Origin of the sequence: Bacillus sp. FH (genome assembly GCF_052216825.1) — a bacterium.
Classification (GTDB): Bacteria; Bacillota; Bacilli; order Bacillales; family Bacillaceae_G; genus Bacillus_A; species Bacillus_A paranthracis.
In genome coordinates this window covers 87,519-113,142 of record NZ_JBQOUU010000006.1, presented here as the reverse complement: position 1 = coordinate 113,142, position 25,624 = coordinate 87,519, and the positions used below count along the sequence as shown (strand labels likewise).

At 35.1% G+C, this 25,624-nt stretch carries 21 protein-coding genes, 2 pseudogenes and 3 riboswitches; of the genes and pseudogenes, 19 read left to right on the top strand and 4 right to left on the bottom strand.

All coding sequences use genetic code 11. The features are described 5' to 3' along the window. Nucleotide 1: 1 nt before the first annotated feature. Nucleotides 2-793 carry an endonuclease/exonuclease/phosphatase family protein gene (locus ACTT1L_RS15730; RefSeq protein WP_098671902.1) on the top strand — a complete coding sequence of 264 codons (792 nt, stop codon included), beginning with the start codon at nucleotides 2-4 and terminating at the stop codon, nucleotides 791-793. A 306-nt stretch (nucleotides 794-1,099) separates the two neighbouring features. Beyond that, nucleotides 1,100-3,925, top strand: coding sequence for a YhgE/Pip domain-containing protein (locus ACTT1L_RS15725; RefSeq protein ID WP_074542704.1), 2,826 nt, complete (start codon nucleotides 1,100-1,102; stop codon nucleotides 3,923-3,925). A 40-nt stretch (nucleotides 3,926-3,965) separates the two neighbouring features. Here the strand turns inward: ACTT1L_RS15725 and topB are convergent, their stop codons facing one another. After that, a complete protein-coding gene (topB, locus tag ACTT1L_RS15720) occupies nucleotides 3,966-6,155 on the bottom strand; it encodes a DNA topoisomerase III (protein ID WP_074542703.1) in 2,190 nt (729 codons plus the stop codon). Nucleotides 6,156-6,423: 268 nt separating this feature from the next. After that, nucleotides 6,424-6,533, top strand: a riboswitch (TPP riboswitch). A gap of 72 nt (nucleotides 6,534-6,605) precedes the next feature. Here topB and thiM point away from each other — a divergent pair. Together thiM and thiE are read left to right on the top strand one after the other, a co-directional pair. Further along, a complete protein-coding gene (thiM, locus tag ACTT1L_RS15715) occupies nucleotides 6,606-7,412 on the top strand; it encodes a hydroxyethylthiazole kinase (protein ID WP_074542702.1) in 807 nt (268 codons plus the stop codon). A 16-nt stretch (nucleotides 7,413-7,428) separates the two neighbouring features. After that, nucleotides 7,429-8,088: a thiamine phosphate synthase gene (thiE, locus tag ACTT1L_RS15710; RefSeq protein WP_000086993.1), complete on the top strand. Its 660-nt coding sequence runs from the start codon at nucleotides 7,429-7,431 to the stop codon at nucleotides 8,086-8,088. Nucleotides 8,089-8,203: 115 nt separating this feature from the next. Here the strand turns inward: thiE and ACTT1L_RS15705 are convergent, their stop codons facing one another. Continuing rightward, nucleotides 8,204-9,517, bottom strand: coding sequence for an anaerobic C4-dicarboxylate transporter family protein (locus ACTT1L_RS15705; RefSeq protein ID WP_442821993.1), 1,314 nt, complete (start codon nucleotides 9,515-9,517; stop codon nucleotides 8,204-8,206). A gap of 283 nt (nucleotides 9,518-9,800) precedes the next feature. After that, a riboswitch (cyclic di-GMP riboswitch) is annotated at nucleotides 9,801-9,885 on the top strand. Nucleotides 9,886-10,026: 141 nt separating this feature from the next. Here ACTT1L_RS15705 and ACTT1L_RS15700 point away from each other — a divergent pair. The 7 genes and pseudogenes from ACTT1L_RS15700 (at nucleotide 10,027) to ACTT1L_RS15670 (ending at nucleotide 17,526) form a co-directional block, all read left to right on the top strand. Next, complete coding sequence (locus tag ACTT1L_RS15700) at nucleotides 10,027-11,766, top strand: methyl-accepting chemotaxis protein (RefSeq protein ID WP_442821992.1); 1,740 nt, start codon at nucleotides 10,027-10,029, stop codon at nucleotides 11,764-11,766. A gap of 61 nt (nucleotides 11,767-11,827) precedes the next feature. After that, a riboswitch (TPP riboswitch) is annotated at nucleotides 11,828-11,929 on the top strand. A 100-nt stretch (nucleotides 11,930-12,029) separates the two neighbouring features. Beyond that, nucleotides 12,030-12,350 carry an MTH1187 family thiamine-binding protein gene (locus tag ACTT1L_RS15695; protein WP_000082897.1) on the top strand — a complete coding sequence of 107 codons (321 nt, stop codon included), beginning with the start codon at nucleotides 12,030-12,032 and terminating at the stop codon, nucleotides 12,348-12,350. Further along, nucleotides 12,322-13,095: an ABC transporter permease gene (locus tag ACTT1L_RS15690; RefSeq protein ID WP_001057151.1), complete on the top strand. Its 774-nt coding sequence runs from the start codon at nucleotides 12,322-12,324 to the stop codon at nucleotides 13,093-13,095. The genes ACTT1L_RS15695 and ACTT1L_RS15690 overlap by 29 nt, the downstream gene beginning before the upstream one ends. Continuing rightward, nucleotides 13,092-14,090 (top strand): ABC transporter substrate-binding protein, encoded by a 999-nt coding sequence (locus tag ACTT1L_RS15685; RefSeq protein ID WP_000715551.1) that lies wholly within the window; start codon nucleotides 13,092-13,094, stop codon nucleotides 14,088-14,090. Before ACTT1L_RS15690 ends, ACTT1L_RS15685 begins: the two co-directional genes overlap by 4 nt. Beyond that, nucleotides 14,087-14,836: an ABC transporter ATP-binding protein gene (locus tag ACTT1L_RS15680; protein ID WP_000016058.1), complete on the top strand. Its 750-nt coding sequence runs from the start codon at nucleotides 14,087-14,089 to the stop codon at nucleotides 14,834-14,836. The genes ACTT1L_RS15685 and ACTT1L_RS15680 overlap by 4 nt, the downstream gene beginning before the upstream one ends. A 66-nt stretch (nucleotides 14,837-14,902) precedes the next feature. Further along, nucleotides 14,903-15,676, top strand: a pseudogene (locus ACTT1L_RS15675) (hypothetical protein). Between the two features lie 305 nt (nucleotides 15,677-15,981). Further along, a complete protein-coding gene (locus ACTT1L_RS15670; protein ID WP_220779475.1) occupies nucleotides 15,982-17,526 on the top strand; it encodes an ABC-F family ATP-binding cassette domain-containing protein in 1,545 nt (514 codons plus the stop codon). A 459-nt stretch (nucleotides 17,527-17,985) separates the two neighbouring features. Here the strand turns inward: ACTT1L_RS15670 and ACTT1L_RS15665 are convergent, their stop codons facing one another. After that, complete coding sequence (locus tag ACTT1L_RS15665; protein WP_069297353.1) at nucleotides 17,986-20,010, bottom strand: glycosyl hydrolase family 18 protein; 2,025 nt, start codon at nucleotides 20,008-20,010, stop codon at nucleotides 17,986-17,988. 354 nt (nucleotides 20,011-20,364) lie between these two features. Here ACTT1L_RS15665 and ACTT1L_RS15660 point away from each other — a divergent pair, with 354 nt between their 5' ends. From ACTT1L_RS15660 to ACTT1L_RS15625, 8 genes are all read left to right on the top strand, one after another. Next, entirely contained in the window at nucleotides 20,365-20,736 is a 372-nt protein-coding gene (locus ACTT1L_RS15660) for a J-domain-containing protein (protein WP_000382354.1), read from the top strand. A 10-nt stretch (nucleotides 20,737-20,746) separates the two neighbouring features. After that, the gene (locus tag ACTT1L_RS15655) at nucleotides 20,747-21,061 is read left to right on the top strand and encodes a thioredoxin family protein (protein ID WP_000787596.1); all 315 of its coding nucleotides are present in this window, start codon (nucleotides 20,747-20,749) and stop codon (nucleotides 21,059-21,061) included. A gap of 13 nt (nucleotides 21,062-21,074) precedes the next feature. Continuing rightward, nucleotides 21,075-21,326 carry a hypothetical protein gene (locus ACTT1L_RS15650; RefSeq protein ID WP_000394355.1) on the top strand — a complete coding sequence of 84 codons (252 nt, stop codon included), beginning with the start codon at nucleotides 21,075-21,077 and terminating at the stop codon, nucleotides 21,324-21,326. Between the two features lie 126 nt (nucleotides 21,327-21,452). Continuing rightward, nucleotides 21,453-21,596 carry a hypothetical protein gene (locus ACTT1L_RS15645; protein ID WP_000817978.1) on the top strand — a complete coding sequence of 48 codons (144 nt, stop codon included), beginning with the start codon at nucleotides 21,453-21,455 and terminating at the stop codon, nucleotides 21,594-21,596. An 80-nt stretch (nucleotides 21,597-21,676) separates the two neighbouring features. Next, nucleotides 21,677-22,258: a TetR/AcrR family transcriptional regulator gene (locus ACTT1L_RS15640; RefSeq protein WP_001254445.1), complete on the top strand. Its 582-nt coding sequence runs from the start codon at nucleotides 21,677-21,679 to the stop codon at nucleotides 22,256-22,258. Between the two features lie 65 nt (nucleotides 22,259-22,323). Beyond that, the gene (locus tag ACTT1L_RS15635) at nucleotides 22,324-23,556 is read left to right on the top strand and encodes an MFS transporter (protein ID WP_046199038.1); all 1,233 of its coding nucleotides are present in this window, start codon (nucleotides 22,324-22,326) and stop codon (nucleotides 23,554-23,556) included. Between the two features lie 56 nt (nucleotides 23,557-23,612). Further along, on the top strand, nucleotides 23,613-23,864 hold the full coding sequence (locus tag ACTT1L_RS15630; RefSeq protein WP_001996603.1) for a helix-turn-helix transcriptional regulator: 252 nt from the start codon (nucleotides 23,613-23,615) through the stop codon (nucleotides 23,862-23,864). A gap of 12 nt (nucleotides 23,865-23,876) precedes the next feature. Next, entirely contained in the window at nucleotides 23,877-24,269 is a 393-nt protein-coding gene (locus tag ACTT1L_RS15625) for a hypothetical protein (protein ID WP_220779476.1), read from the top strand. Between the two features lie 36 nt (nucleotides 24,270-24,305). On the opposite strand, the pseudogene ACTT1L_RS15620 reads toward ACTT1L_RS15625, so the two are convergent. Then, nucleotides 24,306-25,588: pseudogene (locus tag ACTT1L_RS15620) on the bottom strand (MFS transporter). Nucleotides 25,589-25,624 lie beyond the last annotated feature (36 nt).

Here is a 25,624-nt window from a genome sequence, read left to right as displayed (position 1 = left end):
TATGAAATTGCTAACTTTAAACTGTCACTCTTGGCAAGAAGAAAATCAAATAGAAAAGATAAAATATCTTGCTAAAGTCATTCAAGAAGAAGAGTACGATGTTATCGCATTGCAAGAAGTAAGTCAGTCGATAGGAGCTAAAAATGTATGCGGTAACAAGAAAGAAGATAATTTTGGACTTTTACTATTAGAAGAGTTAAAAGCGTTACATGTAAAAGATTACAATATTACTTGGGATTTCTCTCATATTGGTTATGATGTGTATGAAGAAGGATTAGCGATTATAACGAAGCATAATGTTGTAAAAGAAGATACGTTCTTTATTTCAGAAAATAAGGATACAACGTATTGGAAAACACGCAAAATTGTAAGTGCAACAATTGCTTATAATGGTAAGAACATCACGTTTTACTCTTGCCACCTCGGTTGGTGGAATGATGAAGAAGAATCATTTAAAGATCAAGTGAATCGTTTGATGGAGCATGTAGATAGTAATGAACTTTCCTTCTTAATGGGTGATTTTAATAATAACGCTCGTTTGCAAGGGGAGGGTTATGAATATATGATGCAAAAAGGTTTGCATGACACATATGAACTAGCAATAGAGAAGGATGAAGGAACAACTGTCCAAGGTGAGATTGCTGGTTGGGATGAAAATAAACATAATCTACGAATCGATCTAATATTGTGTAACCGAAGTGAAAAAGTTCGTTCTTCAAAAGTTATTTTTAATGGTACAAACCGAAATATAATTTCAGATCATTTCGGTGTAGAAGTGCAAGTAGATATATAATAGAAGAAATCCTCACAGATAATAAAAAGCTGTGAGGATTTTTTTGAGGAATACAAGTATTTCCAAGAGAAAATACTTGTATTTTTTATGACATTTCCTATATATTTGTTATTATTGAATGTAAAACCGATTTGGTCATTTTGTATTCATACTTTGACTTACTTCGTTATATAATGTAGTAAGTTAAAGTTAATGGGAAAAAATAGTTCGTTTTCGGTTAATCCACGATGTAGAAAGTGATATAATTGCAAAATGTATGTATCATTTTCTAAAGAAGGAAAAATATATAATTAGGTGATAACTTCTATGAAACAAATTTGGCGTATTTATAAGACAGATTTACGGAATGTAGCAAAACATTGGGCTGCAATTGTTATTGTTGTAGGGTTAATGATTTTACCATCGTTATATGCATGGTTTAACATTAAAGCTTCTTGGGATCCATATGGAAATACAAAAGAAGTTCCCATTGCAGTTTCTAACGAAGATGCAGGCTCTAATTTAAGAGGAAAAGATATCAATATCGGGAACGAGATTGTAGATTCTCTGAAGAAAAACAAAAATCTTGGCTGGAAATTTGTAGATGAAAAACAAGCAATTTACGGAGTGGAACGCGGGGATTACTATGCAAGCATTACAATCCCAAAAGACTTCTCTGAAAAGATTGCAACTGTTCTGGATGAAAATCCACAGAAACCAGAACTTGATTACTATGTAAATGAAAAGGTAAATGCGATTGCACCGAAAATTACAGCAAAAGGTGCATCAGGTATTACAGAAGAAATTAGTAAAAACTTTGTTAAAACAGCGAATGGTGAGATTTTTAAAATCTTCAATGACCTTGGAATCGATTTAGAAACAAACTTACCAAGTATCGAGAAAGTAAAAGATCTTGTATTTAAGTTAGAAGCGCAGTTCCCAGAAATGAATACACTTATGGATAAGGCGTTAGATGATGCGACTCGAGCAGAAGATGTTGTGAAAGTAGCGCAGAAAGAATTGCCGGTTGTAGAGAGTGTTATTAATGATGGGCAAGAAGCATTAGGGAACTTAGATAAGTTCTTTGCAAACAATGATCAAACATTGCAAAATGCACCTGGGACGATACGAAATCATTTAACAGCGGCTAAAAATGTAATGGATAAAGCTAATGCTTTTACGGATTTTTTAATGCATCCAGGAATAGATTTTTCTGGTATGAAAGGATTGCCTGAGTTTCCAGCGCGTCCGGATCTTTCAAAGTTGAACGATGAAGGTTATAAAAATATTGCAAGAAATATTAATCAAACAGTGAATAATGTTTTAAACTCGGCACGTGCAGGAACAACATACGGTAAAAGTGTTGTAAACGGATTGCAAAATGGTCAATTCGATCCAGAAAAGGCAAAACAAGATCTTAATGCGGTTTCTGAAAATCTTCAAGGTCGTACAGATAGTATTGCATATCTTATTAATGTATTTACTGAGCTACAAAAATCAGCGACGACTGATTTTGGTCAAAGCTTTTTCCAAGGCCGTGTGGATCGCTTAACTAAGCTGAAAAGCGGTATGGAAAATGCAAACAACGGTATTAAAGATATTGTAAATGTTATCGGTACAGGACAAGAAGTAAAGAAAGATGTAACAGATGTAGCGAATCAAAAATTAGATGCAGCAAATGGATTAATTGATCAAGCAGAAAAAGATTACAATGAAACATTTGTAGCAGATTATAAAAAAGCAGTTAGCACAGTCGATCAAGTTAGAGCTGATGCAAATGAAGCATATGATAGCGTGAAAAATGAATATGATAAGTTCAAAAATGGTGTTGAAGATGCTAAAGCAAACATATCAAATAAAGGTGTAACTGATTTAGAATGGGCAAAAGTATCTTTAAACGATTTAAATGGTCAATTACAAGCTACTAATAATCTGATTGGTGATGCGATTCCGGTTCTAGAAAGCACAAATAAGGTATTAGCAGATGTAAATAGCGGAAAAAACCTTAATGGTGGAATTGCAAAATTGAACAAAATACAAAATTCTGTTCAAAAAGGTATAGATGCAACGAATAAAGCAACTACACTAATTAACAATGGACAGAAGCCTACAAAAGAGGTTGTAGAAAGTATTAATGAAGCGACTAAAAATGCTTCAGCTCAATTAGGCGATTTCTTAGCAACGTATGATTCAGAAATCGTTCCAAACTTTAACACAGCAATTGAACGTACGAAACGTATGTCTAAAAATACATCTCAAATTTTAAAAGAAGCAGACAAAAAGCTTCCAGATGTAAAAAAACTACTAGAAGATTCATCAAAAGGCTTAGTAGATGGTAAAAAGAAATTAGCAGACATTAAAGCTGAAATGCCAGAAACGGAGAAAAAGATTAAAGAATTAGCAAATAAAATTCGTGATTTTGAATCTGAAGAGGATTTAAAAGACATCATACGCTTATTGAAAAATGATGTTGAAAAGCAAAGTGACTACTTTGCGAATCCAGTAAATTTAAAAGAGAATAAATTATTTGCGATGCCGAACTACGGTTCAGCAATGTCACCGTTCTATACAGTGCTTGCATTATGGGTAGGCGCATTATTAATGGTTTCATTATTAACAGTAGAAGTACATGAAGAGGGCGCGAATTATAAGAGCCATGAAATTTACTTCGGACGTTTATTAACATTCTTAACGATAGGTCTTTCACAAGCGTTTATCGTATCGATGGGAGATATATTCTTACTCGGTACGTACGTAGTCGATAAGTTCTGGTTTGTATTATTTAGTTTATTTATTGGTGGAGTATTTGTTTGTATCGTGTACTCACTCGTTTCTATTTTCGGAAACGTTGGGAAATCGATGGCGATTATTTTACTTGTACTACAAGTAGCAGGGTCGGGCGGAACATTCCCAATTCAAATGACACCGAAATTCTTCCAAGCAATTTATCCGTTCTTACCGTTCACATATGCAATTAGTGCAATTCGTGAAACAGTAGGCGGAATGCTATGGGATATTGTAACGCGAGATTTACTTGTGTTAAGTGCTTTCGTAGTAGTTATGATTGTTGCTGCGTTATTACTGAAAACACCAATTAACAAATCAAGTGAAAAATTTGTTGAGAATGCAAAAGGAAGTAAAATCATTCACTAACAAAAAAGGTTCCTACCGATAGAGGTAGGAACCTTTTTGTTTAATCGAATTTTAATTTCTTTAATGCTTCTGCAAATGGGTTATTTAATGGTTCTTCTTCTTTTTTCTGTTGTTTCATATATTTTTGAACGTCACGTTTATCAGCTTTGTTTCCAGATTCTTTTTTACGTCTTTCTTGGAATGTGGATAATTTTTCGCGATAGCCACATTTACATGCAAAGATTTGCCCTGCACCTTCACCACGTAATTCTAACTTCTTCTTACACTGAGGGCAACGAGCGTTTGTTGTACGAGATACATTTTTACGATGACCACATTCACGGTCTTGGCAAACGAGCATTTTTCCTTTTTTGCCGTTTACCTCTAGCATTGGTTTACCGCAATCTGGACAAGACTTCGTTGAAATGTTGTCATGTTTATATTTTTTATCACTCGATTTAATTTCAGAAACAATTTCTTTCGTATAGTTCTTCATTTCGGAAATGAATACTTCTTTTTTCAGTTTCCCCTTTGCAATTGCCTCTAGCTTTTGTTCCCACTCACCAGTTAGTGTAGGTGATTTTAATTCTTCTGGTACTAAATCAAGTAACTGACGGCCTTTTGAAGTAATGTGAATATCTTTACCGCGTTTTTCAATTAAGAATGAATTGAATAGCTTGTCAATAATATCAGCACGCGTTGCTACAGTACCTAATCCACCAGTTGATTTTAACGTATCAGCAAGTTGTTTATTTTGCGTATCCATATATTTTGTAGGATTTTCCATTGCTGAAAGTAAAGTTGCTTCGTTAAAACGTGCAGGTGCTTTTGTTTGACCTGATGTTTGCATAATCAACTTTATAGTTAATGTATCGCCTTTTTCGATGCGAGGTAAAAGTTGTTCTTTTACGTCATCAGTTACATCATCATCTTCAAAGCGATTTTCATATACTTCCTTCCAACCGGCATGTAAAATTGTTTTTCCGCGTGCAATGAACGTTTCATTGCCGACTTTTGTGCGTAACGTTAGTTGTTCGTATTCGAATGCCGGGAATAAAACAGCTAAGAAACGTTTTACAACTAAATCATAAATTTTACGTTCTTTATCTGTGAAGGCGGAGAAGTTAACGTATCCTTCTGTCGGAATAATTGCGTGATGATCACTTACTTTACTATCATCAACAAATGATTTATTAGCCTTGATAGGCTTTTGTAATACTTTATGTGCTAAAGGACGATATTCCCCAACGCCGCACGCCTTTAGACGTTCTGGAAGTGTTCCAACGATATCAGATGAAATGTAACGCGAATCTGTACGAGGATATGTTAGCACTTTATGCTGCTCATACAATTTCTGCATAATATTCAATGTTTCTTTCGCAGAGTAACCGAACTTTTTATTGGCATCACGTTGCAATTCAGTTAAATCGTAAAGACCAGGAGAGAATGACTTCTTCTGTTTTTTATCAATTTCTAAAACAGTAGCATTATGCTTATCTAAACCTTTTACAATACCATCAATTTTTTCTTTATTGAAGCTGCGGCTATTGCCGTTTGCATCTTGCCAAGTTAGTTTTAACTGATTGGTCGTTTGAGCCTCGATGCCGTAGTAAGTTTGAGCTTTGAAGTTCTTTATTTCATCTTCACGATTAGCAATCATTGCGACAGTAGGTGTTTGCACACGGCCGCAATTCAGTTGGGCATTAAAGCGAGTCGTTAAAGCTCGAGTTGCGTTAAGACCGATATACCAGTCAGCTTCTGAACGTGCAACTGCTGAAGCGTATAAATTGTCATATGCTTTACCTGGTTTTAAATTTGCAAAACCATCTTTAATTGCTTTATCAGTAACAGATGAAATCCATAGACGTTTAATTGGTTTGTTAATTCGAACTTTATCAATAATCCAACGAGCGACTAATTCTCCTTCACGCCCAGCGTCTGTCGCTACAATAATTTCATTTACATCTTTTCTAAGAAGCTGACTTTTTACAGCATTAAATTGTTTCCCTGTTTGTTTAATAACAGTTAATTTCAAACGCTCAGGTAGCATAGGTAAATCTTCTAAATTCCACTTTTTATATTTCACATCGTAGCTTTCTGGATCTGCTAATGTAACGAGATGACCTAAAGCCCAAGTTACAATATATTTACTACCTTCAAGGTAGCCGTTTCCCTTTTTATCGCACTTCAGTACACGTGCAATATCTCGTGCAACGGAAGGCTTTTCAGCGATTACAACGCTTTTTGACATATTTAAAACATCCTTTCAAATTTCCATACGTTAACTATAGCATACATCTTCTTGAGATTCAGTTTCGCTCCAGATTTGAACGTTTTTTAATGGGATAACATCTGTTTGAAAGTGAATGATCGTGACAGAACATAATATGCACCATGATGAGACTGTGAGAAATAGATAGTTATTATGCGTATTGTTTTATTAGTTGCTTCTATATTAAATAGAAAAGTAAAGAACTTGTTATTTTACTAGAATAAGAGTAGACTTTGAAGTAGAAGAATACTAAACACATGGGAGTTTGTGGATACAAACTGAGAGTATGACTAGTCCGTCATTGACCATTTGAACCTGTTGGATAATGCCAGCGTAGGGAGAGTGTAAAAGCACATGTTCAGGCACTTTGCGTACGCGCAAAGTGCCTTTTTGTGTATCTCCCATCACTATAGTTAGGAGATGAGAAGGATGAATAGGAAAGAAATTAGTAAAGTAGTGGATTTGGTGAGAGAATCTAATCCGCTCGTTCATAATATTACAAATGTTGTTGTAACAAATTTTACCGCTAACGGTTTGTTAGCGGTAGGGGCATCGCCTGTAATGGCGTATGCAAAAGAAGAAGTGGCAGAAATGGCTAGCATTGCTGGAGCGTTAGTATTAAATATGGGAACACTTCGTCCGGAAGAAGTAGAAGCGATGTTACTTGCCGGTAAATCAGCAAATGTGAACAATGTACCAGTACTGTTTGATCCAGTTGGTGCAGGAGCAACATCGTATCGAACAGAAGTTGCGAGACATATTCCGGCTGAAATTGAATTAGCGATTATTCGCGGAAATGCAGCTGAAATAGCGAACGTTATTAATGAGAGATGGGAAATTAAAGGGGTAGACGCTGGTGCTGGAAATGGTAATGTCGTAAGTATTGCAAAGCAGGCAGCGGATGAATTGAATACAGTTACGGTAATTACTGGGAAAGAAGATGTTGTTACAGATGGGCAGCGAACGATTGTTATTCGAAATGGCCATCCTATTTTAACGAAAGTTACGGGAACTGGTTGTTTACTAACTTCTGTAATAGGAGCATTTGTAGCGATAGAAAAGGATTATGTAAAGGCAGCGGTAGCGGCATTAACGTTTTATGGGGTAGCGGCAGAACTGGCAGCCGCTAAGACAGTGGAAAAAGGACCTGGTAGTTTTCAAATTGAATTTTTGAATCAGTTAGCGAATACGACTTCAGGTGATATAGAGAAGTATGGGAAAATTGAGGTTATATAGTAAGGAGGGAAAATAAATGTCACGTATTTCAAAGTCAGAAATGTCTAGGTTGTTATCCGTATATTTTATTATGGGAAGTAACAATTGTACGAAGGATCCACTACAAATATTGAAAGATGCACTTGAAGGCGGTATAACAATTTTTCAATTTCGTGAAAAGGGAGAAGGGGCTTTAACAGGAGAAGAACGTATTTGTTTCGCAAAAGAATTACAAGCAATTTGTAAGGAGTATGGTGTACCATTCATCGTAAATGATGATGTGGAACTAGCTCTCGAGTTAGATGCGGATGGTGTGCATGTAGGGCAAGATGATGAAGGAATTACCTCTGTACGTGAAAAAATGGGTGATAAAATTATCGGTGTATCTACACATACAATTGAAGAAGCACGCTGGGCAATTGAAAATGGGGCTGACTATTTAGGTGTAGGACCTATTTTTCCAACGAGTACGAAAAAAGATACGAAAGCAGTGCAAGGAACGAAAGGTTTAGCTCATTTTAGAGAACAAGGAATTACAATACCGATTGTCGGAATTGGAGGCATTTCAATTGAAAATACCGCTTCGGTTATAGAAGCAGGTGCGGACGGTGTTTCAGTTATTTCAGCGATTAGTTTAGCTGAATCTGCGTATGAAAGTACGAAGAAATTAGTAGAGGAAGTAAGTAGGAGTTTGTAGGAAAAGGGAACTTCACAAAAATAGTAAAGAACAGAATGGACAGTTAAAAATATTTAAACAAACGTTTGATTAAAAAAGCACAAACCCTGTAAATTTGTAGGTTTGTGCTTTTTCTTTAAAACATAATTGATATTAAGAGCATTCCAATTCCGATAGAAGTGAATGTTGCGATTAGGCCTGGAATCATAAAGCTATGATTTAAAACATATTTACCAATGCCAGTTGTACCAGTACGATCAAAGTTAATGGCAGCAACAATTGTTCCGTAGTTTGGAATGAAGAAATATCCATTTACTGCAGGGAACATCGCGATCAGTAGTGCTGGTGGAATACCGAGTGATAATCCAAGAGGCATTAAAGCACGTACTGTTGCGGCTTGGCTATATAGTAAAATAGATAGAATGAATAATGCGATGGCAAATAGCCATGGCGCACTTGTTACTAGATGCTGAATTGATCCTTGAATCATATTTAAGTTTCCGTTAAAGAAAGTATCTCCCATCCAAGCGATACCGAAAATAGCAACAACTGCTGTTGCCCCCGCTTTAAAGACGTTACCAGACACGATGCTTTCTACATTTGGTTTACAGAGAATAATAATAAGAGCTGCGATCGTTAACATAACCATTTCAATTGTGTTTGGCATGGAAAGACGGGCTAACTTCCCATCAACTATCCATCCTGGACGAAGTGCTTCAAATGAACCGAGAAGTACGACAAGGAAAGTTCCTACTAAGAAAAGGATAACTGATAATTTAGCGCCTTTTACATCAACAAATTCTTTTTTCTCTTCAATCTTAGGAATCATTCCTTCTTTTAATCGTTTTAAGTATTCAGGGTCTTCATTTAATTCTTTCCCCATTTTGCTAGCAACAAATGCAGCTATCATACAAGCGATAAAAGTAGAAGGGATACTTACTTTTAAAATATCTAATAAGGTGATTTTATAGTCAGCTAACATTGCTAAAAGTGCAACTGTTGCAGCTGATATAGGACTAGCTGTAATTGCTTGTTGGGAAGCAATTACGGCAATTGACATTGGTCGTTCCGGTCTAATTCCAGATTCGCGAGAGACTTCTGCGATAACAGGAAGTACAGAATAAGCAACGTGACCAGTTCCTGCACAAAGTGTAAATAGATAAGTAACAATTGGAGCAAAGAATGTAATGCGTTTTGGATTTTTTCGTAATGCTTTCTCGGCCAGATGAACAAGGTAGTCCATTCCTCCAGCGGCTTGGAGTGCACCAGCAGCTGTAATTACTGCTAAAATCATAAGCATGACATCAATAGGAGGAGCTGTAGGTTGTAAGTGGAAGACGAAAACAAGTATTGCCATACCAACGCCACCCATTACTCCTAGACCAACTCCGCCTAGACGTGCGCCAATAAAAATGCAGAGTAGTAACGTAAGAAATTGTAGCCAAAACATGATAAACTACCTCCGAAATTCATTAGTTAAGATATATTCGAATAATTTAATTTAAAAGAAAATTAAAATAAATATTCAAAACAATCCTTGTGTTATATACATTTTTTATTATATAACACAAGAAATGTAACATTCACGTACTTTGTTAAATTATTTTGAAAAAATAATACAGCCAAATTTTACATTTGTATCTCTAAATAGGTGGACATTTTAATTTTTATGTTGTAATCTTTGATAGAGAATAATGTAATTCTCATAGAACTCCCATATCGTTCAACTCGTTCAGCGAGAAAGGCAAACTGATGGAAACATTAGGACGCAAAACTACAGGAGCTAAGGCCGAAAGGCTACGCTAGCCAGTTACCGGACGGATAGGGTTGGTCTTGACCAATGCTTTTTCATTGGTCTTTTTTTATTTGCAAACAAATGAGAAACCTTATCAGTTGTTGATAAGGTTTCTATTTTAATAGTTTTCCTTTATATTAAGTTAATTAAGAAAGGTGATGTGAATGAAAAAATATTGGCACAAGCTATCATTTCTTCAAAAGAATGTATTGTTAACTGTGTTAGTTATTTTGACGCTTGTTGGTACTATGGGTGCGTTAAGTTTTAACATGTTTCAAAATAGCATGATGTCTATATTTGAAAGGCATTCTTTTGAAACAGGAGATACGGTATTACATAAATTAGACGAAGAAATAGTGAGAGATGTTACAAAAGACCCAGTGGCACAAAGAGAAAAGAGAGAGAAGTTAACAGAGAAATTAGATGAAGCAACGGAAGAATTGAATAGTGTTGGACAAACGTATATTGTTGGAGCAAAAAAAAATGAAAAAGGTGAGTTACTAATCGTCGACTTGTCTACAGACTTAGCAAATGTTGTTGAAGTAAGGCCGGGAGAATATTATAAACAACCAGATCTTTGGATGAAAGCATACGATAAGGTAATGAGCACGAAAAAAGCAAACATGACAGTAGTATATGAAGATCTATTAGGATCATGGGTAACGATATTAGAGCCAATTAAAGATGGAGACGGAAATATTGTGGCAATTGTTGCAGCCGATGTAGATGCTTCTATTGTTCCTATTACAAAGGAAAAATTCATTATACAAGGTTTAATGTTTATTTGTATTTCTGTTTTAATTGCAACTGTTATTCAATTCTTAATCGTACGTAACGCACTTGCTCCATTGCGGGATTTACGTGAAGGATTACGCAGAGTTGGTGAAGGTGATTTAAGTATTAAATTAGAGGAAAGACCAGATGATATTGGTATTATTAATGCGTATTTTAATAATACCATCGAGAAGTTTAAAGGAATTATAGATAAAGTGAAGCAGACAGCAGAACAGGTTTCCTCATCTTCACAAGAATTGTCAGTGAGTACGAAAGAAAATAGCATGGCAGTCCAAGGAATCGTAAGTTCTATAGTTGAGTTAAGGGTTGGCGTTCAATTGCAAGAAACGTCAGTACCAAAGTATTTAGATATTGTATATGAAATGGAAGATAGGATGGAAGAGATAACTAATATTGCAAAACAAATGACGAAAGAGTCTGAAGGTACAAAGCATCATTCAGAAAAAGGAAATGGTATTATTGAACAGACGATGAATCAAATGAACATAATACAAAATGCAGTACAAGATTTATCTTCTATCATTTATTCTTTGGAAGTAAGATCAAAAGAAATTAGTGATATTGTAACTGTAATTACAAGTATTTCAAATCAAGCGAATTCGCTAGCTTTACATGCTACTATTGAAGCTTCACGTGCTGAGGAAACTGGAGAGGGATTTGCCGTTGTTGCTGATGAAGTGCGTAAATTAGCAGAGCAGACGGAAGCATCAGCAAAAGATATAGCAAAATTAATAGGAGAAACACAAGCAGGAACGGAAGAAGCTGTTGTTTTAATGCAAAAAACCTCAAAAGAAGTAGAGTCTGGAATGAAACTTGTTGAAAGTAGTGGTGCTTTCTTTGAAAAAATTTCGAAATCAGCACAAACTGTTACCAATCAAGTTGGAGTTGTTTCTAGCAATTCAAATAATATATTGCAAAATAGCCAAAATATTGTTCGTGTTGTAAATGAACTATCACTTATTGCAAATAAGTATGCGAATAGTAGTAGTAATGTTGAAGAAATCATGAAAGAACAGGAAATGTCTGTACAGGATATTGCTGAATTAGCCAGTTCTTTAAGCTGGCTCTCACAGGAGTTACAAGAGTTAATTGGGGAATTCAAAAGTTAAATGAAATGATTATACATGCTTTTGTTTGTTCAATAAAATAAATCATGCTACAATGAAAACGAATTAAGGACCGGGGAGCCAATTGGCTGAGAGGATGTGAGCAAACATCGACCCTCAACCTGATCTGGATAATGCCAGCGTAGGGAGTTACTTAAAGTGATGTAGCATATGTTATTCTATAATAACTTGCATACAAGGCTTTCCTACGCAGTAGGAAAGCCTTTTCTTGTTTTAAAATTTAATTTCATAAGGGGGATTTTATTATGTCACAACAAGTTACAATTTCGTTTTCAGTAGTACCACAAGCAAAGAACAAAGATGTGTATTCTGTTGTTGATAAAGCGATTGAGGTTGTACAACAATCGGGAGTTCGTTATGAAGTAGGGGCAATGGAAACGACGCTGGAAGGAGAATTAGATGTACTTCTTGATATCATTAAACGTGCACAACAAGCTTGTGTGGACGCTGGAGCAGAAGAAGTGATTACTTCTATTAAAATCCATTATCGTCCAAGCACTGGTGTAACGATAGATGAAAAAGTTTGGAAGTACCGTGATGAATATGCAAAACCAGAAGCAATCTAAAATAATTACAGCAATTTGGCTTATCCTTCTCATTGCGATATGGGAAGGATCTGTTTCATTATTTAAAATTGAACCGTGGATTTTACCGAAGCCTTCTGCCATTGTTCAAGAATTAATTGGAATGAAAGATTTACTATTACCGAATACGATGCAGACGCTGCAAGAGGTTATAATGGGACTGTTCTTTGCGATTTTAATTGGGACAAGCATTGCAATTCTTATGGACGTTATCCCTTTATTTCGTATTTTAATAAATCCGTTGCTTGTTATTTCGCAAACGATTCCAATCGTTGTACTTGCACCGTTATTTATTATTTGGTTTGGATATGGAATGCTACCGAAAGTAATGGTAGTCATACTCGTTTGTTTCTTCCCGATTGCGCTTAGCATTTTAGAAGGTTTTCAAACGGTAGATAAAAATATGTTGAAGTTGTTGCAAACGATGAAGGCAACGAAATGGCAAGTTTACCAGAAAGTAAAGTTTCCAGCAGTGCTTCCATACTTTTTCTCCGGTTTAAAAATTGCAGTTACATATAGCGTAATGGGAGCGATTATTGGAGAATGGCTCGGTGCCAGTGAAGGATTAGGAGTTATGCTTACAAGGGCTACGAAATCCTTTTTAACAGCCCGAGTATTTGGTGTTGCAGCAATTATTGTTATGGTGACATTATGTCTGTATTTTATCGTGGAGTTTATGGCAAGAATAACAGCACCATGGATATATAGAAAGGACGGCAGAAAATGAAAAAAGGTTTAAAAGTTATGTTGGCTGCCTTATTAGCAGTAGGTGTAGCTGGATGTAATCCGGCGAAGAAAGAAGAAAGTGCAAGTAAAGATCAAAAAGTAAAAGTCGTATTAGATTGGTTTCCGAATACGAATCATACTGGCTTATATGTAGCACAAGCGAAAGATTATTATAAAAAACAAGGCTTAGATGTAGAAATCATTCAGCCTGGTGATAATGTGACGGCGGAGCAAATGATAGCTTCAGGAAAAGCTGACTTCGCAATAAGCGCACAAGAAAATGTAACGTTGGCTCGTGTGGAAGGTATTCCTGTTGTATCTGTAGGTGCGATTATTCAGCATAACACTTCAGCTTTTGCATCGCTTAAGAAAGATAATATGACGTCACCGAAAGATTTTGAAGGGAAACGTTACGGTGGCTGGGGAGGACCAGCGGAAGAAGCGACATTAAAGACAATTATGGATAAGCACCAAGCCGATTTTAATAAAGTTGAAAAAATTATTTTAGGACAAACAGATTTCTTTAAATCAATTGGTCGTGATGCAGATTTTGAATGGATTTATTACGGATGGGATGGAATTGAAGCGAAGCGCCAAGGAAAAGAGTTAAATACGATTATGGTGAAAGACTTAGATCCAGCACTTGATTTCTATAGTCCTGTTATGATTACGAGTGAAAAACATACGAAGCAAGATAAAGACTTTGTGAAAAAGTTTATGAGTGCAACGACAGAGGGTTATAATTTTGCAATTAAAGAACCGAAAGAAGCTGCCGATATTTTAATTAAAGCTGTTCCAGATGTAAATAAAGATTTAGTACAAGAAAGTCAAAAATGGCTAAGTACGAAGTATCAAGATGATGCAAAAGCGTGGGGAGTACAGAAGGAAGAAGTTTGGACGAATTACATGAATTTCTTATATGATAACAAAGTTATTAAGAAGAAAATTGATGTGAAAGATGCCTTTACAAATGAGTTCCTTCCAAGTGAAAAATGAGTGGATTACAAATAAAAGATATTGTGAAATCTTTCGATGGCAAGAATGTATTAGCAAATATTAGTGCTTCTATACGAGAGGGAGAATTTGTTTCTTTTGTAGGACCGAGTGGTTGTGGGAAGAGCACACTATTAAATATGATCGCAAATATTGAAAATCCAACAAGTGGAAGTGTAACGTATAACGATAAGCAAATGCAAGAGCAAGATGTTGTAAGTTATATGCCGCAACAGGATTTATTACTACCGTGGCGGTCAGCTTTGCAAAATATCGTTCTTCCGTTAGAAATTGAAGGAAAGCCGAAAAAACAAAGGCTGACAGAAGGAATGGAAGCATTAAAGCAGTTTGAACTAGATGAATATGCAGACCATTATCCAGATGAATTGTCTGGTGGTATGCGTCAAAGAATTAGTTTTCTGCGCACATATTTATGTGAAAAGCCAATTATGTTACTTGATGAGCCTTTTGGTAAATTAGATGCTTTTACAAAAATGGAAGTACATAGCTGGCTTTTAAACTCTTGGCACCAAGAGAAGCAAACAATCGTTATGGTTACACACGACTTAGATGAGGCAATCTTGCTTTCGGATCGCGTATTTATTTTATCTCAAAGACCAGCATCAATAGTTGGTGAGGTACAAGTGAAATTACCTAGGCCGAGAACGATGGATATGTTAACATCACTTGAGTTAAAGAAAGATAAGGAAGAAATTTTGAGAGTATTAGCTCCTTATATGAAAAAATAGAAAAAGCCTTTTAACAGTTTTTGGTATGATTACTGTTAAGAGGCTTTTTTATATAGGGGGAGAAAGATGAAAACTATAGAGAAAATAGTAGATGAATTAACGGCAGATAATCTTGAAGAAAGAAAAGCTTTATTAAAAAATCATATTTTATTAATGAAGTATGGTATGGAACATCATGAATTAAAAGAAGAAGAAATGACAGAAATTTTAAAGTGGGTTCAAGGTCGAGATCAATTGAAAAAAGATGTTCCGGAGTTACGTGATTTACATTTAATTAAAAAGTTTCAAGCGGTATTAGATGAATTTATTCATTCCATAATTTCAAATGGTTATGTAGAAGACGCGGTAGAAATTCTAGAGAGTGTATTAAAAAGTATGGGGGCAGTCGCTCATATTGTAAAAATTATGTTTGTCGGCAAAATGAAAGTTAATAGAAATTCCTTGGAAATGGTAGAGGTGTTAAAACGAGAGTGTTACACCTTAATGGAACAGCGTGCTGTTGTCGGTTTACATGCTCAAATTTTTCACGTTTTAGGTTTTGTTCATTCAATTCAGTTTGATTTAGAAGAAAGATCACAGGAACACGGACGAGTTGTGATAGGTCTTTTAACAGATTTTAAAACGGGTGAATTGAAGTCTGTACAACAATTTCAAGCTGAAGACCATATTTCAGAAGTGAAAAGTATGGTGAGTAAAGGATAGGGAATAGAATTACAGAGAAGAATTTATATGTGGAAATCGTTAACGCTCATCTTTACAAGTCCATATGCATTAGAAAAGATGTATAAAGAAATTTATGTAGAAAACGATAACATGGGGAAGGAACAAAAAGAAAAGTAGAGAATAGAATATAACAGAGTAGTTTATACTCTTAATATAACAAATGTTAAAGGAGTGAAAGGATAAAATGACTTTATCAACTGTTCTTCAAATGGTTTTAGCTTGATATGGGAGAAGTCTGCCCATTTTTATCGATTAAGCTAAATTGAAGACAGCAGGTAAAGAACCTTAATCCTTTCTTACGATAATATGTAATGGGTAAGGTGTATTCACCTTACCCATTTTTTATATGCACAATTAAATAAGGCTTTATACTGTTGCTCTCTCTATTTAGCTTATGAATCATAAGTAAAGGAGAGAAAATAATGAGTATATTAACGGTAGAAAATTTAAGTCATTCGTATGGTGAGAAAACCATTTTATATAATGCATGTTTTCGAATCTTGAAGGGTGAGCATGTTGGGGTAGTAGGGCAAAATGGAATTGGAAAATCAACATTGCTAAGGATTTTAACAGGAGAACTTATACATGATGATGGGAACATTGAATGGTTTCCACATGTGAAGGTAGGTTTCTTGCAGCAGCATATGGATTTACAAGAAGGGATGACAATTGAGGGATACTTGCAAAGTGCATTTGCTGATTTGTATGCGATTGAATACGAAATGTTAAAAATTGCTGAAGAAATGAATGGAGCAGGAGAAGTAGAAAAACTGTTAGTAAAGTATGGAGAATTACAAACTATATTGGAAAGCTCTAATTTCTATCACATTCATACAGAAGTTGAAGAAGTAGCAATCGGTTTAGGTTTATTTGAAATAGGTTTGAAAAAGGATGTATCGAAGTTAAGTGGGGGACAGCGAACAAAGTTATTACTTGGGAAGCTTCTTTTAGAAAAAGCTGATGTTTTATTACTAGATGAGCCAACAAATTATTTAGATACAGCTCATATAGAATGGTTGCAATCATATTTGAGACTATATGAAAAAGCTTATGTAATCATTTCGCATGATGAATTATTTTTGAACAGTATTACAAATGTTATTTTTCATCTAGAAGGAGGAAAAGTGAAGCGATACGTAGGAAACTATGAAAAGTTTGTGCAAAGTTACCAAGTGCAAAAGAAACAATTACAATCGGCGTATGCGAAACAACAAAAAGAAATCTCTCAGTTAGAAATATTTATTCAAAAAAATAAAATTCGAAAAGCGAAACAGGCTAAAAGTCGAGAGAAAGTATTAGAGAAAATGCAAAGGATTGAAAAGATTCATTCTGTAACTCGATCCCGTTTTGATTTCAGTGTTTATGAGGAGCCGGTGAGTCGTATATTGCAAGCTGAGAAACTAAGGATAGGTTATAGTGATCCTTTATGTCCAGAGTTGAATTTACAAGTGAAAAAAGGAGAAAAGATAGCGATTATTGGTCATAATGGAATTGGAAAAACGACGATGTTAAAAACATTATTAGGTCAAATTAAGCCGCTAAGCGGTTCAATTTCTGTTGGAGAACGAGTAAATCCTGCGTACTTTGCCCAGGAAGAGTTTGCTTCAGAAACAACACCCTTAGAGAAAGTTTGGGCAGAGCGACCAGATATGACAAAGAAAGAAGTGCGCCAAGCATTAGCAAAGTGTGGATTGCGAGAAGAACATGTATTAAAGCCTATTCGTTTATTAAGCGGCGGAGAACAAACGAAAGTACGTTTATGTGAACTGATCGTAACGAAAAGTAATGTTTTAATTTTAGATGAACCAACTAATCATTTGGATATAGAAACAAAGAAGGCGTTGCAGGAAGCGCTACAACGATATAAAGGAACCGTTTTACTTGTATCACATGAGCTTTCTTTCTATGAAGCATGGATAACAAAAGTGTGGAATATAGAAGAATGGAACGCTGAACAATATGAATAAAGAAAAGGCATTAGCTTGTATAAGCTAATGCCTTTTCTTTGTGATTAACATGATTTTCGAGAACTCTTACATGAGAATTGTATGAAGAAGCACTCTTATGGTGCGCTTATAAGCGTGCTTTTTCTTTTGTTATGTTTATATTTATAATAATACTAGATGCCTTTCCCTAATAGGCGACTATCCTTCTTTATGTATATATAGATAGTTTGAAATGGAATGAAAATAATTCCTATATGTAAAGGATAATGTGATTAGTATAGGAAGACAATAGAGCTTAAAGGAAATTCATGTAAAATTCAGGTGAACTTCACACGAACTTCATATTGTAAACTAAATATAGTTATAATAGGTTATTATAATGTTAATTTGTGATTTTTCATAAAATTAAAAGTTTGAATTTAGGAGAGAGGAATCAAACCTAAATTCAAACTTTAGTGAAATAATTATTGGAAGTTACGTTTAGTTTTCGCTAATGGATGGATTTACAAGTTCAGCAGGAGTGCCTGTTCCTGCTCCTCCGATTGTAATCGATCCACCAGGAGGAATTTCACCATTCCATCCTGCATTCGTAATTACGTAATGATTATTTATTTTACTACTAATTTTAGAATCCCAAACTTGTGTTAAATTGCCGTTATAATCAAATTCTAATTTCCAGTTTTTAATAGAGGTCGTTCCACTATTTTTAATTACAATCGAGAAGTTGTAACCACTTCCCCAATTTGAAGTGACTGAAAAGGTAGCATTGCTATTTCCACCAGGAGGTGTTGTGTTAGCATCATCTGTTTTAACTGTAATAGCGGTAGGCTGTGACTTATTTCCGGCAGCATCTTTGGCAATTACTGAAAATGTGTATTCTGTATTAGATTTTAAGTTTTTAATTGTAATGCTATTTGTTGTTGTACTCCACTTCTCTTCTCCAGCAGTAATTTCATATTCCGTAACTCCTACGTTATCAGTAGATGCCGTCCAGTTTAATTGAACTGAGTTTGAATTTTTATTTGTTACAGCAATATTTTTTACGTTTGTTGGTGGCTCAATATCTTTTTGAGTAATAGGTCCACCTAGTAATTCTTTTACTAACGTATCAAGTAATTTTGGTCCACTACAACTATATTTTGGACTGGTGCGACAGTCACCACTAAGCTCCCAAAACATTGCACCACTTAAACCTTTTGTCTTTATATAGTCTGTTTTATATTTCATAGATTCGTTGTCATCATAGCTAATAAATGTACCTGTAGTTGCATTATATAAATAAGGTACTTTCGCCACATCGTTCCATCCGCGAACAAAGCCATTTTTATTAACATAATTAGCTGCTAAATCACCATAATCGTACACACCTGTATCGCCGGTAGAATAGTCATCCCAAGTACCTTTAGAAGCGAGCTTTCCATCACTACCTGGTTTACAAGGTTGGTATTGTCCGTTATTTTCTTTTCCACAACTTTTCCACCCGCGTCCGTAAAATGGTACACCTAATACGAGTTTATCTGCTGGAACCCCTTCATTTGTATAAATGTTTATCGCACCATCTACGTAAAAATTCGTATCCGCTGCTGGGTCATTTGGATCTTTGTATAGAGCTGCATTATGGTTAGAAGTAGCTTCCCATCCACCGTGGAAATCATATGTCATAATATTAATCCAATCCAGTATTTGAGAGATTTTCTTTAGCTCTGTATGATCAGCGTAACGTTGGCTTGCACCTGATGCAATTGTTAGTAAATATTGTTTACCATCTTCTGCACCAGCTTTCGTTAATGCATTTCGAACTTCTTGAAGGAGTAGGGTGAAGTTTTGCTTATCTTCAGGACGATAACTACCACCAGGAATCGTTTCTACGCCCGGATATTCCCAATCTAAATCAACGCCGTCAAATCCATATTCGCGTAGGAAATCGACTGTAGATTCAGCGAATACTTTTCTTGTTTTTTCATCAGCGGCCATATCAGAAAAGCGGTTAGACCAAGTCCAGCCACCAACGGAAATAATTGTTTTTAAGTGAGGATACTTAGCTTTTAATCGTTTCAGTTCGCCGAAATTTCCGCAGCGTGCGTATTTATCACAATCTTCCCAAGTTGTACCTGAGCCAGGATAAGATTTTGTGACATCGGCCCATGGTTCACCGAGTACGAGAGTACCATTAGGGACTTCTTTATTTTGCAGTGGTACACCAGATTCTTTACAGTTCCACGTTTGTTTATTTGGATTATCGGGGTGAGTAGAAGGGTTTCCATGTTTTCCATTCCAGCAAATATCAGCGAAAGCATAGTTTAAATGAGTTAGCTTTGATGCATCAATATCTGCAACTTGATAATTACGTCCGTAAATGCCCCATGAAGGAAAATACCCAACAATTTTTTGACCTTGCTTTTGTGAATCTGCTAATGCGACATTGGGAGTAATAAAGTTTGTGAGAAAAAGAGGTAAGAAGAGTAGTAGGGATAGTAATAGCAGTGTGAATTTTTTTGATTTCATAGCCATTTCTCCTTTCAAAATAAAAGATATATTTAAAGGCATGCGCCAATAAATCAAAATGAATCTAGATAAAAATGATCAGACATCACGAAGTCTATACAAGGAGCTGAAGCTGATTAAATCGTAGCAAATGTAAGATTTGGTGTAAACGCTTTATTGAATTCGAAAAGACTTTCTCAATATGAAATGGCTCTAATACAGATTACACATGAAAATAAAATATCGATTAGAGAGGAAAGGGCTTCTTGGAGTTAAATTTGAGAAAAAATTGTATGAGGTCAATTTGTAATAGCGTAGCAAGATAATGAAATTTCATGTAAAATAATAGTAAAAATATGTAAGGGAGGGAGTAATGTGGATGTGTTTTTGAATATTGCCGAAGAAAAAATTCGACAAGCAATACGGAATGGAGACCTTGATCATATTCCGGGAAAAGGAAAACCACTACAATTAGAAGACCTTTCAATGGTACCTCCAGAACTTAGAATGAGTTATAAAATTTTAAAAAACGCGGGCATGATTCCACCAGAAATGGAACTGCAAAAAGATATATTAAAAATAGAGGATTTAATTGCTTGCTGTTATGATGAAGAAGAGAGAAAAAAATTAAAAGAAGAGTTAACGGCAAAAACGCTACGTTTTCAGCAAGTAATGGAAAAAAGAAAGATTAAAGATAGTTCAGCATTTCGTATGTATCAAGATAAAGTATTTCATAAACTACGTTAAGAGGGATAAGATGAAAAACTTTGAAACAATAGAAGAATTAGTAACATATATTGAAGAACAACAATTAGTACTTCTGTTTATTAAAACGGAAAATTGTGGTGTTTGTGATGTCATGTTAAGGAAAGTAAATTACGTATTAGAGAATTATGATTACGTAGAGAAAATAGAGATATTACTGCAAGACATGCAAGAGGTTGCAGGGCGATATGCAGTATTTACTGGACCGACAATTTTATTATTTCATAATGGAAAAGAGATTCTTCGTGAATCGCGCTTCATTTCGCTTGAAAATCTAGAGAGAACCATTCAATTATTCGAGGAATAAGGGAGGCTTTTATATGGAATTTATTATTTTCATACTATTATTTGTTGTAGTTGTAACAATCTTAACAGCAGTTCGATCAAACAAAAAGAAGGTAAATCTTACAAAACAAAATAACATTCATAACTCATCTAACAACTCATCACCATTATTTTTCTTTGCGGGATCTGATAATGATAGCTCGCATGGAGGTTCACATGATTGTGGAGGGTCTTCTGGTGGAGATAGTGGAGGCAGCTGCGATGGTGGCGGAGGTGGCGGTGATTGATGAAAATGCGCCTTATATAGGCGTATTTCTTTTTAAACAAACGTTTAATTAGTTGGCTTACATATGCATAAAAACAGTTAAACAAACGTTTGTTTAAATATTTTTAATATACTAAGGGGAATGGAAATGAAAAGGGAGCCGAAAGTGAAAAACAAGGGGAAAGTAATGTTATTTTTATTAGCTGCGGGAGGCGTATTTCTTGTTAAATTAGGAGTTAAAATTGGAATTATACACATGATTCGAACGTGGTTTGAGAGTATGTTTTCTTAAATAAGGAATATAGCCTCTTGTAATAGAGGTTTTTAATTTGTTATTATTAGACTGAACGGTCGGTTTAAAGAGGTGTGAATATGAGAAGAAGTGCAGAAGAGATAAAGAAAGAAATTGCATATAAAGCAGAAAGTCTGTTTTCACAGAAGGGCTATGCAGCTACATCTATGGAAGAGATTTGTGAAATTACAGAACGAAGTAAAGGAAGTATTTATTATCACTTTAAAAGTAAAGAAGAATTATTTTTATTTGTGGTAAAACAGCATACGTATGATTGGCTTGAAAAATGGAATGAAAAAGAGAAGTCGTATAGTACGAATACTGAAAAATTATATGGTCTCGCGGAATATCATGTAGAGGACATACAGCAACCAATTTCAAATGCAATAGAGGAATTCTCTATGAGCCAAGTTGTAAGTAAAGAGATTTTGGATGAACTATTAGCTTTAACTAGAGAATCATATGTTATGTTTGAGAAACTAATTGAAGCAGGCATACAGTCTGGAGAGTTTCGTGAAGATAATACGCGCGATCTTATGTATATTGTGAATGGATTATTATCAGGGCTTGGAGTACTTTACTACGAGTTAGATTATAAAGAGTTGAAACGTATTTATAAAAAGGCAATAGATGTATTGTTAAAAGGAATGGCAGCTGAATAATAAGTCAGTTGCTTTTCTATAAAATAAATTAGACCGAACGGTCGGTTTATGAAAGGGGAATGAAAATGAACGCTTTATTTAAAAACCGAGCATTTATGCTCGTTATGGCGTCTGATATTTTACAACAATTTGCAATTTGGATCAGAAATATGGCCCTTCTATATTTCATAATGGAGCGAACGAATAATGATCCAGTTTCCGTTTCATTGTTATCGGTTATGGAATATGCACCTATTTTTATTTTCTCGTTTATCGGTGGTGCGCTAGCTGATCGCTGGAATCCGAAAAGAACAATGGTCGCTGGAGATGTATTAAGTGTAATGTCTATTATAGGAATTGTCCTGTTGTTAAAACTGGATTATTGGCAGGCTATATTTTTTGCAACACTCATTTCAGCGATTGTAGGCCAGTTCTCTCAGCCATCATCTTCGCGTATATTTAAGCGCTACGTAAAGGAAGAACAGGTAGCGAATGCGATTGCATTTAACCAAACATTACAGTCATTATTTATGATTTTTGGACCAGTGGTAGGATCACTTGTGTATACACAACTTGGTTTATTTACGTCACTATATAGCTTAATCATTTTATTTTTGTTATCTGCTATCGCTCTTTCATTTTTACCGAAATGGGTTGAACAAGAGCAAGTGGCGAGAGATTCATTAAAAAATGATATAAAAGAAGGGTGGAAATACGTTCTTCATACGAAAAATTTACGTATGATTACAATTACTTTCACCATTATAGGCTTAGCTGTTGGATTAACAACGCCATTAGAAGTGTTTCTTGTAATAGAACGCCTTGGAATGGAAAAGGAAGCAGTTCAATATTTAGCTGCAGCTGATGGAATAGGTATGTTAATTGGTGGTATTGTTGCTGCGATTTTCGCTTCAAAAGTGAACCCGAAAAAAATGTTCGTATTCGGTATGGGCATATTAGCGATGTCATTTTTAGTAGAAGGGCTATCTACATCATTTTGGATTACTAGTTTCATGAGATTTGGAACAGGTATTTGTTTAGCCTGTGTTAATATCGTTGTCGGTACGCTTATGATTCAACTTGTATCAGAAAATATGGTTGGAAGAGTAAATGGGACGATTTTACCGCTGTTTATGGGAGCTATGCTAATTGGTACTGCTTTAGCTGGAGGATTAAAGGAAATGACATCACTAGTTATTGTGTTTTGTATAGCAATGGCACTTATTTTATTAGCAATAGGGCCAGTTCTACGCATGCAAATAAAGAAAGAAGATGTCACTAATAAAGAGGAACTAACAAATTCGTTAGCGTCGAAATAACTATTGTAAGGGAGCAGAAGTGCTCACTTTTTCTTTGGCGAACTTTTGACAACTATATGAGCCAATTATATACTGATGATGTAAAAACGATTTTACAGGTTAGGAGAAATGGTGTGAAAAATCAAATCTATGAATTACGCACTGAAAATAATATTTCACAAGGCGCATTAGCTGATAAATGTAAGGTTTCTAGACAAACGATAAATGCAATTGAGAATAATAAATATGATCCAAGCTTAGCGTTAGCTTTTCGTTTAGCGGAAGTATTAGGAACAACTGTTGATAAACTATTTTTGTACAAGCAGTAGGGGGAGTAGTTGTTGGGGAAAGAAAAGATAAGCCTTTTCGTTACTATATTAGTTGCTATAGGTACGTTAGTGTATGCACTTTACTATTGGTTAACTGAACTTCAAGTAAACTGGTATGCACTATTTATTTGTAGCATCGCGTTACATTATCTATTTAAAAGTTTGGCATCACATAGCGTCGAAGGGGATACTGAGGAGAAAGATGATTTAGAAAAACATGTATTAAAAACAAGTGCCAATGTTACATATTATGTACTCGTTGTATTAATTTTTGGCTTGTTTTTCGCATCGGTAGGGTTTAATAGATGGATTGATTTTCATAACATACCGTTATTGTTTGCGTTATGTGCTGCGATAGTTGTAAAGCCGGCTGTTGAGTTTTTAATTGTAAGATGTTATAGATAAAAAAGATCCTCTTCTTGCATGAAGAGGATCTTTTTCTTATAGCGTTTTAGTTTTCGGATTAGGTGGTGTAACAGATGTATTATTTTCAGGGACCTTAGTTAATAAAAATCCACCGATAATAAACAACACAATAATACTAAGAACACCAGCATTTGTTTTTCCTGTTAATTGCGTTGTAACACCGACTAATACTGGACCCATAATCGCGGCAAATTTGCCAAATATATTATAAAATCCAAAAAATTCATTTGCAGATTCTTTAGGTACTAGTTTTGCAAAATAGGAACGACTAAGTGCTTGAATCCCGCCCTGAGAAGTAGCAACTAACATTGCTAAAATCCAGAAATCGAGTGTCGTTTTTAAGAAATAAGCATATATGCAGATAATGATGTAAATAATAATACCGACATATAGCATTTTTTTACCGGTAAATGTCTCCGATAGTTTTCCGTACAATAAAGCGAATGGACAAGCTACAATTTGTGTGACGAATAATATGATTAATAGATTTGTTGCACTAATACCGAGGTCTGTTCCGTAAGCGGTGGACATAGTAATAATTGTATCGACCCCATCAATATAGAAAAAGTAAGCAATTAAGAACATAAAGACCGTTTTATATTCTTTAATATTTTTAAAAGTATCAGCAAGGCGTTTGAAGCTCATTGTAATTGGTCTTGGGTGACGTTCAATATAGTGCGTTTGTTCTACGTTTTTTAGCATTGGAATTGTAAATAATCCCCACCAAAGAGCTGTGATCGCAAATGAAATTTGACTAGCAATGCCGACTGATAAAGGGATAGTTCCTTTTTGAGCAAGAATGATAAGAGCGATACAACCGATAAATGGAATAGTACTCCCAATATAGCCTAAAGCGAAACCTCTTGTAGAAATTCGATCCATTCTATCTTCAGAAGTGACATCTACTAAAAATGCATCATAAAAAATGTTTGCTCCAGCAAAACCGACTAATGCGAGCATATAGCATCCTAGTAATAAGTACCACTGAGATGTTGGAACGACTGCTAGCATACTTGTAAATACGATACCGAGTCCAAAGAAGAATGTGAAAAATCGTTTTTTAAATCCTTTATAATCAGCAACTGTGCCGAGAATAGGAGCAAGTATAGAAATTAAAAGTGTTGCGAACGAGTTTGCATATCCCCAATATGCTGTTGAAGTTGCACCAGATAACCCAGCTTCTTTTGCAGCTGCTTTAAAGTAAATTGGGAATAATGCGGTTGTAATGACGAGCGAATATACGGAGTTCGCCCAATCGTATAATATCCAGCTTTTTCTTGTCTGGACATTTTTTTCATATAATGTTCCCCCTCAAATTTGTTCTACTAACAGTG

Coding starts and splice junctions, on each gene's coding strand:
- ACTT1L_RS15730 (WP_098671902.1), top strand. CDS start 2: ATGAAATTGCTAACTTTAAACTGTCACTCTTGGCAAGAAGAAAATCAA.
- ACTT1L_RS15725 (WP_074542704.1), top strand. CDS start 1,100: ATGAAACAAATTTGGCGTATTTATAAGACAGATTTACGGAATGTAGCA.
- topB (WP_074542703.1), bottom strand. CDS start 6,155: ATGTCAAAAAGCGTTGTAATCGCTGAAAAGCCTTCCGTTGCACGAGAT.
- thiM (WP_074542702.1), top strand. CDS start 6,606: ATGAATAGGAAAGAAATTAGTAAAGTAGTGGATTTGGTGAGAGAATCT.
- thiE (WP_000086993.1), top strand. CDS start 7,429: ATGTCACGTATTTCAAAGTCAGAAATGTCTAGGTTGTTATCCGTATAT.
- ACTT1L_RS15705 (WP_442821993.1), bottom strand. CDS start 9,517: ATGTTTTGGCTACAATTTCTTACGTTACTACTCTGCATTTTTATTGGC.
- ACTT1L_RS15700 (WP_442821992.1), top strand. CDS start 10,027: ATGAAAAAATATTGGCACAAGCTATCATTTCTTCAAAAGAATGTATTG.
- ACTT1L_RS15695 (WP_000082897.1), top strand. CDS start 12,030: ATGTCACAACAAGTTACAATTTCGTTTTCAGTAGTACCACAAGCAAAG.
- ACTT1L_RS15690 (WP_001057151.1), top strand. CDS start 12,322: ATGAATATGCAAAACCAGAAGCAATCTAAAATAATTACAGCAATTTGG.
- ACTT1L_RS15685 (WP_000715551.1), top strand. CDS start 13,092: ATGAAAAAAGGTTTAAAAGTTATGTTGGCTGCCTTATTAGCAGTAGGT.
- ACTT1L_RS15680 (WP_000016058.1), top strand. CDS start 14,087: ATGAGTGGATTACAAATAAAAGATATTGTGAAATCTTTCGATGGCAAG.
- ACTT1L_RS15670 (WP_220779475.1), top strand. CDS start 15,982: ATGAGTATATTAACGGTAGAAAATTTAAGTCATTCGTATGGTGAGAAA.
- ACTT1L_RS15665 (WP_069297353.1), bottom strand. CDS start 20,010: ATGAAATCAAAAAAATTCACACTGCTATTACTATCCCTACTACTCTTC.
- ACTT1L_RS15655 (WP_000787596.1), top strand. CDS start 20,747: ATGAAAAACTTTGAAACAATAGAAGAATTAGTAACATATATTGAAGAA.
- ACTT1L_RS15650 (WP_000394355.1), top strand. CDS start 21,075: ATGGAATTTATTATTTTCATACTATTATTTGTTGTAGTTGTAACAATC.
- ACTT1L_RS15645 (WP_000817978.1), top strand. CDS start 21,453: ATGAAAAGGGAGCCGAAAGTGAAAAACAAGGGGAAAGTAATGTTATTT.
- ACTT1L_RS15640 (WP_001254445.1), top strand. CDS start 21,677: ATGAGAAGAAGTGCAGAAGAGATAAAGAAAGAAATTGCATATAAAGCA.
- ACTT1L_RS15635 (WP_046199038.1), top strand. CDS start 22,324: ATGAACGCTTTATTTAAAAACCGAGCATTTATGCTCGTTATGGCGTCT.
- ACTT1L_RS15630 (WP_001996603.1), top strand. CDS start 23,613: ATGAGCCAATTATATACTGATGATGTAAAAACGATTTTACAGGTTAGG.